We start from the raw sequence: 16,000 nt of genomic DNA on the forward strand, positions 1-16,000 counted from the left end.
CGAGATTTTGAATATCATACCTTTTAGATACCATTAGTCTACCATTTTATTTTTTACGCCCTCTATTTTCAAGATTTAGACAATTATTACTGCATTATTGTGTAATTTGGTCTTCAAAATTAGAAATAGGTATTATAAAGGTATCTCCATGAGTCGCCCTTCTGATACCATTGTGCTGGCCGCTGATGGCGGTGGAACACGCTGCCGTCTTGCTGTTTCAGATGGCTCTGCGGTTCAGTGTGTCGAGGTTGGTGCGGCAAATGTATCAACCGATTTTGACGCAGCCTGCGCTGAGTTGATGCACGGAATTGCTGCTTTGGCCCGACGTGCCGGATTAGAGGCAACTCAAATCGCTCGTGCGCCAGCCTACTTGGGGCTGGCCGGTATCACGGGGCGCGCGCTGGCTGATCGGCTGGCAGAAAAGCTGCCATTTGACCATGTTCTGATTGAAGATGACAGGCCCGCCGCATTACGTGGTGCGTTGGGTTCGAAAGACGGTTTCGTAGCGCATTGCGGAACGGGTTCTTTTCTGGCGGTCCAGAATGGGGATCGCAGGTCATTTGCCGGGGGCTGGGGACCTGTTCTCGGGGATCAGGCCTCGGCGCAATGGGTTGGGCGGCGGGCTTTGGCCTTTACGCTTGACTGTGTGGACGCTCTGAAGCCTGCGTCTGATTTGGCGGACAGCCTGTTGTCGCGTTTTGATGGCGCTGCTGGGATTGTCAGGACCGCCTCCAAGATGTCGCCTACTGAGTTCGGAGCGCTGGCGCCTGTTGTCACGCAACACGCAAAGCAAGGAGATGCGCTTGCGCTGTCGATCATGGAGGATAGTGCACAGTATCTGGCGGATCAGATGTTGGCGATGGGCTGGATGCCCGGCCTTTCGATCTGCCTGACCGGCGGCATCGGCCCGCAATACGCGGAATTTCTTCCCGCACAGATGCAACAGGAATTGGCCGATCCGCTGGGCGATCCGTTGACCGGTGCCATCGCGTTGGCCCACGCCTTTCAAAAGGAGACCCGACATGAGCGTTGCTGACTTCTTGCGGCCCGAGGGTTGGCTGGGTCAGACCGCCGGTCCCCGATACGTACAGCTGCGGCAGCGGCTGGAGCAGGGGATTGAAGAGGGTATTCTGGCCCCGAACAGTTCACTCCCGCCCGAGCGCGAGATTGCCGAGCTGACGGACTTGTCGCGGGTGACGGTCCGCAAGGCGATTCAGGAACTTGTGCGCAAAGGCGCGATTGAACAGCGGCAAGGCTCGGGGTCATTCGTGCGTCAAGCGGTTGCACGGGTTGAGCAGTCGCTGTCGCACCTGACCTCGTTCACCGAAGACATGGAGAGGCGCGGTTTTGAAACGACTTCAACCTGGTTGGAGCGCGGTATATTCCTGCCGTCGCCTGATGAGATGCTGGCGCTGGGTCTGTCGGCCAGCGATCAGGTCGCGCGCATTCATCGACTGCGCGCGGCTGGTGGGCGGCCAATGGCGCTGGAACGCGCGGCGTTGCCGCTGGATATCCTACCCAACCCGACCGAGGTTACCGGATCGCTCTATGCGTTCCTCGAACACTCGGGCAATCGTCCGGTGCGCGCGATCCAGAAAATCTCAGCCATCAATCTCGAAGCGACCGAGGCCGGTTTGCTGGACGTTGCCGAAGGTACGGCAGGGCTGCGCATTCAGCGGACCTCATACCTAGAAAGCGGGCGCGTTGCTGAACTTACCCGATCCATCTATCACGGCGATGCCTACGATTTCGTGGCAGAGCTGCGTCTGTCAACCTGAAAGGCAGGGCACATGTCCAGCGAAACAACTCAAATGCGGCAGGAAATCAATGAGATACCTTTTGCCGTTGATCGGCTTCTCACTGATGGTGCCACGGCGATTACAAAGACCGCAAGCGCGATCCGCGCGCACGATCCCGGCTTCCTGATTTCGGTTGCGCGAGGTTCGTCGGACCATGCCTGCAGCTATCTGAAATACGCTTCGGAACTGCTGCTGGGCCTGCCCATGGCCTCGGTTGGGCCGAGCGTGAAATCGATCTACGGGGTCGATATGCGATGCCCCGGTGCGCTGTGTATTTCGGTATCCCAATCGGGTCAAAGCCCCGACATCGTACAGCTGACGAAGTCCCTGACAGAAGGCGGCGCGTATTCGGTGGCGATCACGAACGATACCACGTCTGCACTGGCCCAGAACGCCACCTCGGCTCTGCCCATCCTTGCAGGCCCCGAGCTTAGCGTGGCTGCCACCAAGACCTTCGTCACCTCTCTGGTCGCCGGGCTTTGGTTGCTGGCCGAGGTCAAGGGCGACGATACCTTGCTGGCTGCAATTCACAAATTGCCGGAAGATTTATCGCGGGCGATCACCTGCGATTGGAGCGCGGTGGTCGAGGCAGTCGATGGCCAATCCCTGTTCACTTTGGGACGTGGGATGTCCTGGGCAATTTCGAATGAGGCGGCGCTGAAATTCAAGGAAACCTGCCAGATTCATGCGGAAAGCTATTCCTCGGCCGAAGTTCTGCATGGCCCGGTTTCGATCGTGGATCAGGGCTTTCCGGTGATTGCGTTCTCGTCCGGAGACGCGGCTGAGGCCAACATCGCCGAAGTCGCCGATGCGCTCGCAGCTAAGGGCGCAAAAGTCTTCGCAACGACCAATCAGGTGTCTGATGCCGTGAGGCTACCACATGTCCGCACCACGCACTGGATGACAGATCCGGTAGCCTCAATCGCTTCGTTCTACGGTATGGTCGAAACTGTGGCCACGCGCCGGGGCATCAATCCCGATGCACCGCGTCACCTGCGGAAAGTGACGGAGACGGTATGACCGATGCGACGATCACCTTCGCGGGCGGGCTTATCTTTGATGGTAAAACCCTGAAGGACGGCCACGCCGCCCGTTTCGTCGGCGGGCTGCTCGACAGTATATTGCCCGAAGCCGAGTTGCCTTCGGATGAGATGGTTCAGGATCTGTCGGGTGATATTTTAAGCCCCGGCTATGTAGATTTGCAGGTGAATGGCGGCGGAGGCGTCATGTTCAACGACGATCCATCGGTCGAGACATTACAGCGTATTGCGGCGGCTCATCGCAAGCTTGGCGCGACGTCGATCCTTCCGACGCTGATCACGGACACGCCCGAAAAGACAACGGCTGCCATTTCTGCTGCTTCTCAGGCCATTCAGCGCGGAGTTCAGGGGATTGTCGGCTTGCATCTTGAGGGGCCGCATCTCTCGGTGCGACGCAAGGGCGCGCATGACGGCGGGCTGATCCGCCGGATGCAGGACGCTGATCTTGCACAGCTGATAGAAGCGGCAGGGGCGTTGCCTGCATTGATGGTAACGCTTGCGCCTGAAAGTGTCACGATTGCTCAGGTCGAAACGCTCAGCAAGGCGGGGGTCATCGTGTCGTTGGGGCACAGTGATGCCGAGTTTCAGACCTGCGTGGCTTACGCACAGGCGGGCGCGCACTGCGCCACCCATTTGTTTAACGCGATGAGTCAGTTGGGCAACCGCGAACCGGGGCTGGTTGGCGCAGTCTTGTCCAGCGGTGCGATGTCTGCCGGATTGATAGCGGATGCAATCCATGTTCACCCGCAGACGATGCGCGCCGCCTTTGCAGCTAAACAGGGGCCGGGGCATCTGTTTCTGGTGAGCGACGCGATGGCCGTTGCTGGAACGGATCTGCAGGAATTCAAGCTGGAAGGGCGTGTCATCCAACGTGAAAACAGCAGGCTGACCTTACCGGATGGAACCCTGGCCGGGGCCGATCTGAACCTGACCACCGCGCTGCGCGTGTTGACAACGGATGTCGGCGTTTCACTGACGGACGCCTTGGCAGCGGCCACACGCATTCCGGCGGATATCATTTCCCAGCGCTCAATCGCGCGTCTGAACTTGATATCGCAGGCCATTCGCATTTCTCCGGACTTGTCGCAGGCCCGTCCGGCGGTTGCTTAACCTCGCATTGCAACAAATTGCGAAACACCGCGTTTTTCGCATCTCGCCTCAACTGTAGCGGTTGTGTAAGACCTTAGGCGAACGTGGTTTGGGAATGTCTGTATGTATCAGATAATTGGAATAATTGGCAGGGCATTGACCACCCGGATCGCGCAATGATCCAAACGCGTGGCGTTTTCATTGGTCAGCGTACGGATTGTTTGGGCGCGCGCCTGCTGATGATCCTGACCTGTATCCGTCTGGTCGAAGACTTTGGGACAGACTACCGGGTGAACTGGTTCCCGCAAGGCGCCGATGCGCCGGAGTTGGATCATCCCGAGGAGTTATTCACCAAAGACTGGATGGATGCGCATTTCCTTGATCAGGCAGAGTTCGACGCGATAAGCGCGACCGCTCTGCCAATTTGGGCCTTCCAGAACGATCCATCGCCCGAGCGGCTGATCGACCATTTGGCGTCTGGCCGTTCGGTTCTGGTCGAAGAAGCGAGCGAGATATTGGCCTTCCCGTGGGAAGAGATCGAAACCATCCGTCCCCGCTATCGCGATTTCATACATAGCGTAGGATTTGTGGATGAGGTTCGTCAGATCATGTATCGCGCGGATCAGAAGCTCTCGGGGCAGGGGGTTTCGGCTTACCACATTCGGCGCGGAGAAATCCTGAACGGATTACCATGGAAGCATTCGATCTGGCCCGCCAAGATCGAACCTGACGAGTTTTACGAGGCCCATCTGGAGAAATCCAAAGGCCAGACGGTGATCATGTTTTCGGATCAGCCAGAGGTGATAGACCGTTTCAAGCAACGGTTTCCGGAGCTCATGCAGATGTCGGATATCGCTGATCTGTCAGCTCTGACGCGGGCGCAGCGGGACTTTCTGGAGCTTTTTGCGATGTCACGGGCGGATCAGGTGATCGCGCCACACATATCTGGCTTTTCAATGGCTGCAGCCCGGATTTCGGGGCAGCAGCGTAAAGTGTTCCGCGATGTATTGTCCAAGGATGAGATGCAGGCGGCCAATGCGCGGTTCATCGAACGGGTTGCGAAGGGGCCATCGGCCTTTCCGAATCCCTCAGAGGCGGCGCATATCTATTCAAAGGCGGTGCAATATCTGTCAGCGCAGGATCGCTGCGAAGAGGCGTATGATAGTGCGAAACCTATTCTGGACGCCGGGGCCGACAACGCCTTTATGCCACTTCTGCAATCCCTGAACTGTTTTTACCTGTCGAAGTGGCAGGAAAGCGAGGCACTTGCCAAAGCGGGATTGCAGAACCCGCATCTCTGGCCCGAAGACTATTCTGTTTTGTGCGCCTTGCGTGGCGCTGTTCTCGGCATGCAAGGCAAGCGTGGTGCGGCGACACACCATTTTGCAAAAGCGTTCTGGTCCAAGTCGTTACGGCCGGATATTGTGGTTCTGGGGTCCAGAATGCTCTACCGTGCTCAACTCGCGCTTAGGCTGATGCCGCCTGTGGACTGGTCATTGCAAAAGGTCGTTCGGCAACGCCGGTTTGCACCGTTCAATAACCTGTATCTGGTTCAGCGTAAGGTTGTTGTCAGGCGTCCTTGCAACTTCGATTTCATACTCTTGGATTGGGCCGAGTTGGCGCTGGATCAACGCGCAAGTCGTATCTTTGATCACCAACAAAGATTGGAAGCGCTTTCTACCTCACTCGATGAGGTTCACGACGTACCGGCAGACGACCCGCGATTGTTGGGCGCGAGGGTGATACTACAGAGGCATCTAGGGGAAATATCCGGAGCTCAGGCGATCGATAAAATCCGCCAGATCGTGGCTGGAGTGCCGGAAAGTGCCTTGTACCAAAAGCGGCTGTCCGAACTTTACGAAGCAGAAGGCGATACCGAAGCTGCGCATCGAACGATGGCTGAGGCGCTGGCTTGTGACCCGGAAAGCCCGTTTCTCATGTTCGCCATGGGTCGCTTGCTTGAGCGGACGGGCAAGATCGGGCAGGGCGAGAAGCTTATTCTGAAAGCTGCCGATCTTGATGACGTGACCGTCGTTATTCAGGGCATGGCGGGCCAGATACACATGCGGCGCGGGAACAAGAACAAGGCACGTCCCTATCTTGAGAAAGCGCGCGATCTCTATCCGCCTCACAAGCGCTTTACCAATCAGCTGAACCGGCTTTCGGGTCAGGCCTGACGCTAATCCAGCGCGACCTCTTGCCGTAGTTTTCCGGTTGTCTTGTCGAAGATCAGAATCCGATTGTCCTCGGTCACGACCGCATACCAGTTGTTGCCGATGGTCAACGCTTGCGCTTTTGCGCCGTCCGGAAGTTCGATCTGGTCGGGCAGCTTCGGAGTGCGGTCCGATAGGCGGATGACAATCAGGGCGAATGTCACTAGAACCCCGCCAATCATTACCGCGGTCAATAGCATGACCATACGCCGCAGCAGTCGAAGCTGCGGTGTTTCCTGCGGTTCCTGAGGTTCGGAAGGGACAGTCATGGGCACCCGCCTGATAGAGTTTCATATCGCGGCCGCTCCGCCGCCCCGCCTTGATAAGGCGCTTGCGCGGGATGTGCCAGCGGAAGAGAACCTGTCGCGCACCCGGCTGGCCCGACTGATCAATGAGGGTGCCGTCACCGTTGATGGCGTCGCCGTTGAAGACCCCAAAGCTAAGATAACCGAAGGCGCGCAGATTGGGATCACCGTGGCCGAGGCCGAAGATAGTCATATCGGCGCTGAGGATATCCCATTTGAAGTCGTCTATGAGGACGACGATCTGATCGTGATCAACAAACCAGCAGGGATGGTCGTGCATCCGGCGCCGGGCTCGCCGAACGGTACGCTAGTCAATGCGCTGCTGCATCATTGCGGGGATGATCTCTCGGGTGTTGGGGGCGTCAAGCGCCCGGGCATCGTGCACCGGATCGACAAGGAAACCAGCGGGTTGCTGGTTGTGGCGAAATCGGATGCGGCGCATCACGGGCTGGCTGCCCAGTTCGAGGCGCATAGCGTCGAGCGCTATTATCGCGCGATCTGCTATGGTGTGCCGGATGCCAATGACCCTCGGTTGCGTGGGATCAAGGGTGTCAGTTTTGAGCCCGGCAACATCATGCGCCTAACAACTCAACTGGCGCGGCACAAGACGGATCGGCAAAAGCAGGCCGTGCTGTTTCACGGAGGCCGCCACGCAGTGACACGGGCGCGGATTGTCGAAGTTTTTGGAACGCCCGGCGGTCTGTCCTTGATCGAATGCTGGCTTGAGACGGGCCGAACGCATCAAATCCGTGTCCATATGGCCCATGCCGGCCACGGGCTTGTCGGAGACCCGGTTTACGGCGGAAAGCGCAAACTGGCCGCGCGGGCATTCACGCCCGAAACCGCCGAGGCGGTGCAGGCTTTCCCCCGCCAAGCTCTGCACGCAGCAGTGTTAGGCTTCGAACACCCGGTTTCGGGCCAGGCATTACGTTTTGAAGCCCCGCTGCCGCAGGATATGGCGGACCTGCTGGAAAATCTCAGAAAACCACTGAAATAAACTGCAAAGGCTTGTGAAAAAGGCCTTTTCAGCTTTCCTTTACATAGGGTTAATCTCAGACTGTTAACAGATCCTCTTGAATGTATCGGGTCTGGTACCCATATCCCATGTTAAGGGCTTAAACATTTGTCCAAGGGGCAGAAATAAATGGCAAATTACTCAAATCTTCCAGCGCCGACACCCGAGGGTGGGCTGAACCGCTATATGCAGGAGATTCGCAAGTTTCCTCTGCTGGAGCCGGAGGAAGAATATATGCTGGCCAAGCGCTGGGTCGAGGAACAGGATACCGAGGCCGCGCATAAAATGGTCACGTCTCATCTGCGCTTGGCGGCCAAGATCGCCATGGGATATCGCGGTTATGGCCTGCCGCAGGCAGAGGTGATTTCCGAAGCCAATGTGGGCTTGATGCAGGCGGTCAAGAAATTTGACCCCGAAAAAGGCTTCCGGCTGGCGACCTATGCCATGTGGTGGATCCGCGCTTCGATCCAGGAATACGTCCTTCGGTCGTGGTCGATGGTGAAACTGGGTACAACATCGGCGCAGAAAAAGCTGTTCTTCAACCTGCGTAAAGCAAAGGCACGCATTGGCGCGCTGGAAGAGGGTGATTTGCGTCCTGAAAACGTGGCCAAGATTGCAGAAGACCTCGGAGTGACCGAGGAAGAAGTGATCAGCATGAACCGTCGGATGTCCGGTGGCGATGCGTCGCTGAACGCGACCGTGGGGTCCGAAGGCGAAGGCACCATGCAGTGGCAGGATTGGCTGGAAGATGAAGATGCCGATCAGGCTGGTGACTACGAGGCGCGCGATGAATTGGAAGCCCGGCGCGAATTGCTCGCTGCTGCGCTGGATGTTCTGAACGATCGCGAGAAAGACATCCTGACTCAGCGCCGTCTGATGGACCAGGCTGTTACGCTGGAAGAGCTGAGCACGCAGTACAATGTCAGCCGTGAACGTATTCGTCAGATCGAAGTGCGCGCGTTTGAGAAGCTTCAAAAGAAGATGCGTGAGCTTGCGCGCGAAAAAGGTATGCTGGGTTCAAACTGACCCCAGACAGATATCAGCCCGCCATATGAGCGGGCTGATTTTTTTTGTTATGCGAAAATGAAATCGGACTCGGACAGGTGGCTTGCCCAGACGCCTGATAGATAGATGCTGTCTCCGTCGTCCAATTCGATCTTGGTCCCGAAGAACTTACCGTCGATATCGTCTTCGATGTCCTCAAAGCTGGTAATGCCATCGTATTCGGACAGGTCGATCTTGTCCTTGCCGACGCGGAAATCGACAATCCAGTCGTGACCGTCGCCTTCATCGAACACAAACGTGTCCTTACCGCGCCCACCAAAGAGTTTGTCATTGCCTTCGCCGCCGTCGATGATGTCTTTCCCTCGGCCTCCGAAGATTTTGTCATGGCCTTCATCGCCACGCAGAATATCCTTTCCGCGCCCCCCGAAGATTATGTCGTTCCCGGCACCGCCAAGCGCCACATCATTGCCCGAGCCGGTGTTGATCACGTCATTGCCACCATCACCGTGAACAAAGTCTTTGCCGCGTCCGGTAAAGATGAATTCATCGCTGCTGTCACCTAGGATAAAGTCCGTGTTCTTTTTGCCCAGAATGCCCGACACCGAGACGGGTAGAAGTACGCCGTCAAGTACGTGAATGATACCGTTTGACGCATCCACGTCGAACGCGATCAAGCCGGGATCGTCGATGCCCGGATCGGCATCGCCCAGACTGGGGGGATCGCTTTCAAGGTTCAGTTCGACTGACGACCCAAGCAGAGTTTGGATTTCAGCCCCGTCGCCTAGACCGACCACTGTGGTGCTGTCGAACTCACCATCGACCACGTGATACTTCAAAATGTTGGTTAGCAAAGGGATGGGGTCTCCGCCGCCAAGCAGGGTGAGCGCCTTGATGATGTGGCCCAATGCTCCAGCCTCGTCATCCCCTTTATACCCAAGCGTTTGTGCCAGAGTAATAAAGGCGGCGTCATTTGGGGCAAAGACGGTCAGTTCTGCCTCAGGATTGTCCAGCGTTTCCGCCAGCCCGGCTGCAATAACCGCTTCGCGGAGAATGTCGAAATCCTGATTGTCGCTGTCAAACGTTCCGGGAACACCGCTTTTTAGCACTGTTCCTGTAATCGTATGTGTTGCTGGCATTTCAGTAAGCCTCCCACCCTGTTTGCCGTTGCTCCGGATGTTGCCAGAGCACCATCCGAGCATGATTCAGTCGATGTTTAAGCTACGGCGGCAGTATTAGACTGGATCAACAAAACTGATTTGCGAGGGCAGGTTTGACGCCGATCGATTTTAGATTATCGATATAAAGTATAAGGTTATCGGGGTTTTTTAATCTCATCAAAAAATTTACCGAGGCGTATGATTTTCAAATAGATAGAGAAAGGACTGACTTATTGGCAGGTGGTTGATAGACAGATCAGGAACTGAATTACATTGAGCTCGCCGTGAGCGGGTTACATCAATTTTTGGGGGGGCGCATGCATAAACCGGTCAATTGGGGTGTTCTGGGTGCAGCCAGATTCGCACGACAACACATGGCGCCCGCCATCCATGCGGCAGAGGGCGCGCGGCTGGCGGGGTTGGCGACCTCGGATCCGGCCAAGGCCGAGCCCTTTGCCAGATATTGCCCTGATTTGAATGTCTACAACAGCTATGAGGCATTGCTAGCCGATCCTGAGATTGAGGCGGTGTACATCCCGCTGCCCAACCATCTTCACGTCGAATGGAGCCTGAAGGCGCTGGATGCGGGCAAGCATGTGCTGTGCGAAAAGCCGATGACCATGCGGGCTGATGAATTTGACGCGCTGATCGCAAAGAGGGACCAGACGGGTTTGCTGGCTGCCGAAGCATATATGATCGTGCATCACCCTCAGTGGCATCTGACCCGTAAACTGATCGCGGACGGAGCGATCGGCCGGCTGGTCCATGTCACCGGGGCGTTCAGCTATGACAACCGGGCGGACACGGGCAACATCCGCAACCGTGCGGAAACCGGTGGGGGCGGGCTGCGTGACATCGGGGTGTATGTTATCGGCAGCGCTCGGTTTGCGACTGGGCAAGAGCCGGTCTTGGTCAGCGGTGCGATCCGGTGGGAAAATGACGTGGATGTCTTCACCGAAATACGCGCGCAGTTTCCCGAATTTACCTATTCCGCCTACGTCTCAACACGCATGCATCCACATCAGGAAATGGTGTTTCACGGAGAAGGTGGCATGATCCGTCTGACTGCTCCGTTCAATGCCCGTGTGTTCGGCGAGGCGCGGGTTGAACTGCACCGACCGGGCCTTGAGGTTCTGGTGCCCCGGTTTCCTGCGGACAACCACTATCAATTGCAGGTCGAAGCGTTCTGCCGATCGGTTCGCGAAGGGGTTGAATATCCCTGTTCGTTGGAATTCGTGAGGGGCACACAAGAGGTTATCGATCAGGTCTTTGACGCCGCCGTTTCGCTCTAGCTTGCCACGCCTGTGGTGTCTCGCGTATCCTGTCCCGACCGGATCAGGAGGGCTAAATGGCGGGCGGCTGGGCGCGCGATGGCGCGGTGAGTGAACAGATCGAAGCGTCGATTTCAGATGAACTGGCGCGGATGCAGGCGCAAAAGCGACCTGTGGGCGAAAGCCTGACCCATTGTGCTGAATGCGAAGAACCGATCCCCGAAAAACGCCGCCTTGCTCTGCCCGGCGTAAAGCTGTGCCTGGATTGCCAGCAAGAGCGTGACAGCAGCTTCAAGACCCGCGGCGGGATCAATCGGCGGGGTTCGAAAGACAGTCAGTTGAAATAACGCGAGGAGCACCCGGTGAAGGATCAGCCGCAGAGATCAGTACTGCAAAACGGGTTGGTTCTTGGGTTCCTAGCCGCGTTTCTATGGGGCACGCACAGCGTTATCGTGCGATATTTGACTAGTGATCTCGGCGGGTTACAGATTGCCGTGTCGCGCCTGTTCATTGCTGCTTTTGCGATTTACTGCATGTTGCGGGTGATGGGCGCACGGGTTTCAATCCAGTACAGGGATTGGAACTTCCGGCTGGCAGTGTTGTCGACGGTGGTGAACTATATCCTGTTCCATATCGGGCTGGAACATACAGGTGCCGCGAATGCGATGGTGCTTGAGAATACCGCGCCGTTCTTCGTGTTGATATTCCTGTATTTCTTCGCGGATACCACCGTTGGCCGGACTGATGTATTGGCGACCCTGCTGGCGATCCTCGGTGTGTTTCTGACCGTCTATCGGGATTTTCAAGGCGGGGGAGAACCCCTGCTGGGCGATCTGATGGAAATCGGGGCGGGACTTAGCTGGGCGGTGTTCCTGATTTCCAGCAGCCGCGCGATGCAGTCATCTGAGACCACTGCCGAAAGGTTGAACTTCCTGTTTGGCATCTTTTTGTGTTCGGGCGTTTTGCTGGTGCCACTGGCGGCTTTTTCTATTCAGATGCCGACCGCAAACGACGTGATCTTCTTGATCCTTCTGGGCGTTTTACCCACCGCGCTTGCCTATTATCTTTGGTACGAGGCCGCCGCCCGCGTGTCGACATTGACGGCGACGTTGCTATTCGCCGCCTCGGTTGTGTTTACCTTTGTCAACTCGGCACTGTTTCTGGGCGCAACGATCACACCGCTTTCGATTGTTGGCGCGGTATTGATTGTCACGGCCATTTTCGTGACGACGATGAAATCAGCCAAAGAGAAATGAGGCAGCCATACAGGCTGCCTTTCAACTTTAGCTTTCCATCGCTTCCAGTTCGTCAATAAAGCCCGAGATCATCGACAGGCCTTTGTCCCAGAACTCAGGGTCGCTGGCGTCCAGTCCGAACGGGGCCAGAAGCTCTTTATGGTGCTTGGAGCCACCGGCACGCAGCATTTCGAAATACTTGTCCTCGAACCCGTCCGCACCGCTTTCGTAAACCGAATAGAGCGCGTTCACCAAGCCGTCGCCAAACGCATAGGCATAGACGTAGAACGGCGAGTGGACGAAGTGCGGGATATAGGCCCAGAAGGTCTCGTATCCCTCCATGAATTCGAATGCGGGGCCAAGGCTTTCAGCCTGAACGCTCATCCAAAGGGCGTTGATGTCGTCTGGTGTCAGCTCGCCCTCACGACGGGCGGCGTGCAGTTTGCATTCGAAGTCGTAGAAGGCGATCTGGCGGACGACTGTGTTGATCATGTCCTCGACCTTACCGGCCAGAAGCACCTTGCGCTGCTCCGCTGTCTCGGCCTGATCCAGCATTTTGCGGAAGGTCAGCATTTCGCCGAACACGCTGGCGGTTTCGGCAAGCGTAAGCGGTGTGGACGATAGCATCTCGCCCTGATCTGCGGCCAGAACCTGATGCACGCCGTGGCCCAGCTCATGCGCCAGGGTCATTACGTCGCGTGGTTTGCCCAGATAGTTGAGCATCACGTAAGGATGAACTTCGGTGACTGTGGGGTGGGCGAAGGCGCCGGGTGCTTTGCCGGGCTTCACTGCCGCATCGATCCAACCTTTCGAGAAGAATGGGGCTGCAATTTCACCCATGCGCTGATCGAAGGCGTTGTAGGCGTCCATCACCGTCTTCTCGGCCTCGGACCAATCGACGATGCGGGTGTCCTCCATCGGCAACGGAGCATTACGGTCCCACACTTGCATCACGTCCAGACCAAGCCATTTGCGTTTCAGTTCGTAGTAACGATGGCTCAGCTTGGGGTAGGCGGCCACAACAGCCTCGCGCAAGGCTTCGACCACTTCGGGCTCGACATCGTTCGACAGGTGGCGACCAGTCTGAGCAGTTGGCATTTTGCGCCAGCGATCAACGATCTCTTTTTCTTTGGCCTGCGTGTTATGAACGCGCGCGAAGGTTTTGATATTACTTTGGAAAACGCTGGCCAGTTCGCGCGCGGCAGCTTCACGTTTGGCACGATCCTGCTCGGTTAAAAGGTTCAGCGTACCTTCGATATTCAACTCTTCACCATCGACGGTGAAGGTCAGGCCCGCGATTGTTTCGTCGAACAGGCGTTCCCACGCGTCACCGACAACGCCGAGGTCGTGCAGAAATTTCTCAAGCTCGTCGGATAGCTGATACGGTTTCATTGCGCGGATGCGACGGAACACGGGCTCGTATCGCGCCAGATCAGAATTGGCGGCAAAATGCGCAGCCAGCGCGTCATCGTCGATGCGATTTAGTTCCAGCGTGAAAAACACCAGAGGCGTGGTGAAGACGGTGATCTTCTCCTGCATGTCCGACAGGAACTTGGCGCGATCCGCGTCGGTGGTCAGTTGGTAATAGCGCAATCCGGCAAAGGACATGATCCGTCCGGCGATGGCGTTGATCTTTTCGTTGCGCAGCACGCAGGTCAATAGGCCAGCTGCGTCCAATTCGGCCAGCTTACCCTCATAATCTGTGGCAAAGGACGCACATTCGCCTTCCAGCCAGTCCAGATCGCGGGCCAGTTCGGGTGCATCTTCCGAGGCATAGAGGTCCGTCAGATCCCATTCCGGCAAATTGCCCAGATCATCGGCACCGCCGCCTGCATTTGCATCACGGACGGGAAAGGGAAGGTCGCGCATGGAACACCTCGAATAAACTGCGTTGGCAAACATTTAGGCGCGGCGTGTCCGGATCACAAGCAAGCTGTCTGGTCAAACCTTAATGACAGGGCTCGGGTTTTGGTTTCGCCGCGGCTGCCGCGAAATGTGCAGCAAGTTGATCAAAGACCGGCCCGCGCACCTCGGGTGCCTCCATCAGAACTTCGTGTTCGCCGTTGGGAATCTCGACCAGAGTACCGCTAGGCCAGTTGGCCATACGTGCCCGAATGGCCTTGCGGTCCACGATCTGTTCATGGCTACCCAAGAAGGTCAGGGCAGGGATCTCGGGCGCGGCCTGTTCCACCAGCCAGGTGCATTCATCCAGCGCCTCGCGCAGCCAGATGGTAGACGGTGCGCCCAAAGCAAGTTCAGGGTGTGTGGCCAACTGATCCTGCATCATTCGGTACATCGCCGGATCGCGTGTCAGCACGTTTCCTTCGAAGGGCTGTGAGGCCACATAGCTCTCTAGCGTGGTGGTGGGCGGGGTTTTCTCGCCCAAGCCCAAGCGTGGCCCCCAATAGGCAGTTAGCTGGCTGAGTGGCTTCATGATTGGTGTAAAGAAAATCCCCCACATCGGGCCCGTAAAGGCGCAGGCCGCAAAATCAGCCCCCTCCAAAACGGCGCGAAGCCCGATAGCTCCGCCCATGGAATGGCCTATGACGTACCAGGGCTTGGGCAACTCCAGTTGTTCGGCCAGTTTCAGTATTGAGCGAACGTCGTGCTGGTAATCGGTGAATTGTTCGACATGACCGATCCGCGGATCATCCAGCAGGCGATCTGCAAGCCCTTGCCCGCGCCAATCGACCGCGAGACTTGCAAAGCCCCGGTTCACAAATTCCTTGGCGGTATCACCATATTTTTCGATGTATTCCGTGCGACCGGGGAAAAGCATCACCGTGCCGTGCGCATCGCCGTCGGGCAGCCAATGTGCCACGCGGATACGTTTGCCATCTTCGGTGATCAGCCAATGCGCCGCACCATCGGCAGGGCCGCCGGCCACGTCTTCGAATAAGGGGGCCGGCGAAAACTCCATCAGGCCAGCACCGAGGCGAGTTTCATGGCAATACCCATGTCTCCGTCAACGCTCAGCTTGCCGGACATGAACGCACCGGTTGGGTTCAGGTCACCGCTGAGGATCTGTTCAAAGGTGTCCGCATCGGCGCTGAGGGTCACATCAGCATCTTCGTCGCTTACCCGCGCACCGCTTGCATCCAGAATGATAGAACCCAGATCGGCAATGGCAAATTTGGCTGACGCATCGAAATCGCCGCCCGACAGTTTCTCATTCAATGCCGCCGCGGCTTTTTCCAGAATATCGCTCATGGTCTTCCTCATATTGTTCATGCGCCGTGAATGGACATCCCCGGTCGCTACGCTACACTGACCATTGTTATGGGTATTGCAATCACCAATCTCAAACGTACCGTCGCGGCACTTGCCGTCATAGTCACGTTTTCCACCAGTTGCATCGCGCAGCAGGCGGATTCGCGGGACGAGGCATCATTGTTGCAGCAACTGGCGCAATCGACGCCCGAACAGGCCATCGGATTGGATCGGCAGTTGCAGGCGCTGTGGTCACAATCAGGTTCGGCTTCAGCGGATTTGCTGTTGGAACGCGGACGCGAAGCGCTGGATGACGGGGATGTCGAGGCAGCGCTTGATCATTTGACGGCGCTTACCGATCACGCACCCGAATTTGCCGAGGGTTGGCATGTGCGCGCTTCGGTTTTCTTCGGCATTGACAGGTTTGGCATGGCTGCGGCGGATCTTGAACAGGCATTGACGCTGAATCCGAACAACTACGACGCTATCTACGGCCTTGGCCTCATCTTTGAGATCGTGGGCAAGCCAGAACAAGCACTTGAGGCTTATTCACGTGCGCTGGCTATACATCCCCATCATGAAGAAGTAACCAATGCCGTGAATCGGCTGAAGCCTCAGGTTGAAGGCAAGGCGCTGTAAGTCTCAGGGCGCAGGGGGCAAA

16 protein-coding genes are annotated in these 16,000 nt (G+C 56.9%); 11 read left to right on the forward strand and 5 right to left on the reverse strand.

Annotated elements, in window-relative coordinates; genetic code table 11:
- Positions 1 to 148: 148 nt before the first annotated feature.
- From ACR0BT_RS00665 to ACR0BT_RS00685, 5 genes are all read left to right on the forward strand, one after another.
- On the forward strand, positions 149 to 1,036 hold the full coding sequence (locus ACR0BT_RS00665) for a glucosamine kinase nucleotide-binding domain-containing protein (protein ID WP_480762307.1): 888 nt from the start codon (positions 149 to 151) through the stop codon (positions 1,034 to 1,036).
- Positions 1,023 to 1,778 carry a GntR family transcriptional regulator gene (locus tag ACR0BT_RS00670; protein ID WP_170393434.1) on the forward strand — a complete coding sequence of 252 codons (756 nt, stop codon included), beginning with the start codon at positions 1,023 to 1,025 and terminating at the stop codon, positions 1,776 to 1,778. Before ACR0BT_RS00665 ends, ACR0BT_RS00670 begins: the two co-directional genes overlap by 14 nt.
- Positions 1,779 to 1,790: 12 nt before the next feature.
- Positions 1,791 to 2,819: an SIS domain-containing protein gene (locus tag ACR0BT_RS00675; protein WP_170421120.1), complete on the forward strand. Its 1,029-nt coding sequence runs from the start codon at positions 1,791 to 1,793 to the stop codon at positions 2,817 to 2,819.
- On the forward strand, positions 2,816 to 3,949 hold the full coding sequence (gene nagA, locus ACR0BT_RS00680; protein WP_480561715.1) for an N-acetylglucosamine-6-phosphate deacetylase: 1,134 nt from the start codon (positions 2,816 to 2,818) through the stop codon (positions 3,947 to 3,949). The genes ACR0BT_RS00675 and nagA overlap by 4 nt, the downstream gene beginning before the upstream one ends.
- Positions 3,950 to 4,104: 155 nt before the next feature.
- Complete coding sequence (locus ACR0BT_RS00685; protein WP_480762308.1) at positions 4,105 to 6,105, forward strand: tetratricopeptide repeat protein; 2,001 nt, start codon at positions 4,105 to 4,107, stop codon at positions 6,103 to 6,105.
- A gap of 2 nt (positions 6,106 to 6,107) precedes the next feature.
- Here ACR0BT_RS00685 and ACR0BT_RS00690 read toward each other — a convergent pair whose 3' ends face one another.
- Complete coding sequence (locus tag ACR0BT_RS00690; protein WP_170563212.1) at positions 6,108 to 6,410, reverse strand: DUF6476 family protein; 303 nt, start codon at positions 6,408 to 6,410, stop codon at positions 6,108 to 6,110.
- Between ACR0BT_RS00690 and ACR0BT_RS00695 the strand changes: the two genes are divergently transcribed.
- Both ACR0BT_RS00695 and rpoH read left to right on the forward strand, forming a co-directional pair.
- Entirely contained in the window at positions 6,409 to 7,443 is a 1,035-nt protein-coding gene (locus ACR0BT_RS00695) for an RluA family pseudouridine synthase (RefSeq protein ID WP_480762309.1), read from the forward strand. The two genes, ACR0BT_RS00690 and ACR0BT_RS00695, sit on opposite strands and share 2 nt — an antisense overlap.
- 147 nt (positions 7,444 to 7,590) lie before the next feature.
- On the forward strand, positions 7,591 to 8,487 hold the full coding sequence (gene rpoH / locus ACR0BT_RS00700; protein ID WP_170393423.1) for an RNA polymerase sigma factor RpoH: 897 nt from the start codon (positions 7,591 to 7,593) through the stop codon (positions 8,485 to 8,487).
- A 47-nt stretch (positions 8,488 to 8,534) separates the two neighbouring features.
- On the opposite strand, the gene ACR0BT_RS00705 is transcribed toward rpoH, so the two are convergent.
- Entirely contained in the window at positions 8,535 to 9,602 is a 1,068-nt protein-coding gene (locus tag ACR0BT_RS00705; RefSeq protein WP_480762310.1) for a fasciclin domain-containing protein, read from the reverse strand.
- Positions 9,603 to 9,940: 338 nt separating this feature from the next.
- Here ACR0BT_RS00705 and ACR0BT_RS00710 point away from each other — a divergent pair, with 338 nt between their 5' ends.
- Genes ACR0BT_RS00710 through ACR0BT_RS00720 form a run of 3 tightly spaced genes read left to right on the forward strand, consistent with a single transcriptional unit; the run spans position 9,941 to position 12,150 of the window.
- On the forward strand, positions 9,941 to 10,915 hold the full coding sequence (locus ACR0BT_RS00710; RefSeq protein ID WP_480762311.1) for a Gfo/Idh/MocA family protein: 975 nt from the start codon (positions 9,941 to 9,943) through the stop codon (positions 10,913 to 10,915).
- A gap of 56 nt (positions 10,916 to 10,971) precedes the next feature.
- Complete coding sequence (locus tag ACR0BT_RS00715; RefSeq protein ID WP_010439380.1) at positions 10,972 to 11,241, forward strand: DksA/TraR family C4-type zinc finger protein; 270 nt, start codon at positions 10,972 to 10,974, stop codon at positions 11,239 to 11,241.
- Between the two features lie 15 nt (positions 11,242 to 11,256).
- Positions 11,257 to 12,150, forward strand: coding sequence for a DMT family transporter (locus ACR0BT_RS00720; RefSeq protein ID WP_170393415.1), 894 nt, complete (start codon positions 11,257 to 11,259; stop codon positions 12,148 to 12,150).
- A gap of 27 nt (positions 12,151 to 12,177) precedes the next feature.
- Here ACR0BT_RS00720 and ACR0BT_RS00725 read toward each other — a convergent pair whose 3' ends face one another.
- The 3 genes from ACR0BT_RS00725 to ACR0BT_RS00735 form a co-directional block, all read right to left on the reverse strand.
- Positions 12,178 to 13,998, reverse strand: a complete 1,821-nt coding sequence (locus ACR0BT_RS00725; protein WP_480762312.1) for a M3 family oligoendopeptidase — start codon at positions 13,996 to 13,998, stop codon at positions 12,178 to 12,180.
- Between the two features lie 79 nt (positions 13,999 to 14,077).
- Positions 14,078 to 15,049, reverse strand: coding sequence for an alpha/beta fold hydrolase (locus tag ACR0BT_RS00730; protein ID WP_480762314.1), 972 nt, complete (start codon positions 15,047 to 15,049; stop codon positions 14,078 to 14,080).
- A complete protein-coding gene (locus ACR0BT_RS00735; RefSeq protein WP_170393409.1) occupies positions 15,049 to 15,339 on the reverse strand; it encodes an SCP2 sterol-binding domain-containing protein in 291 nt (96 codons plus the stop codon). The genes ACR0BT_RS00730 and ACR0BT_RS00735 overlap by 1 nt, the downstream gene beginning before the upstream one ends.
- 30 nt (positions 15,340 to 15,369) lie before the next feature.
- On the opposite strand from ACR0BT_RS00735, the gene ACR0BT_RS00740 reads away from it, so the two are divergent.
- Positions 15,370 to 15,978, forward strand: coding sequence for a tetratricopeptide repeat protein (locus ACR0BT_RS00740; RefSeq protein ID WP_170405089.1), 609 nt, complete (start codon positions 15,370 to 15,372; stop codon positions 15,976 to 15,978).
- Positions 15,979 to 16,000 lie beyond the last annotated feature (22 nt).

The organism is Ruegeria sp. CJ6 (assembly GCF_056536665.1).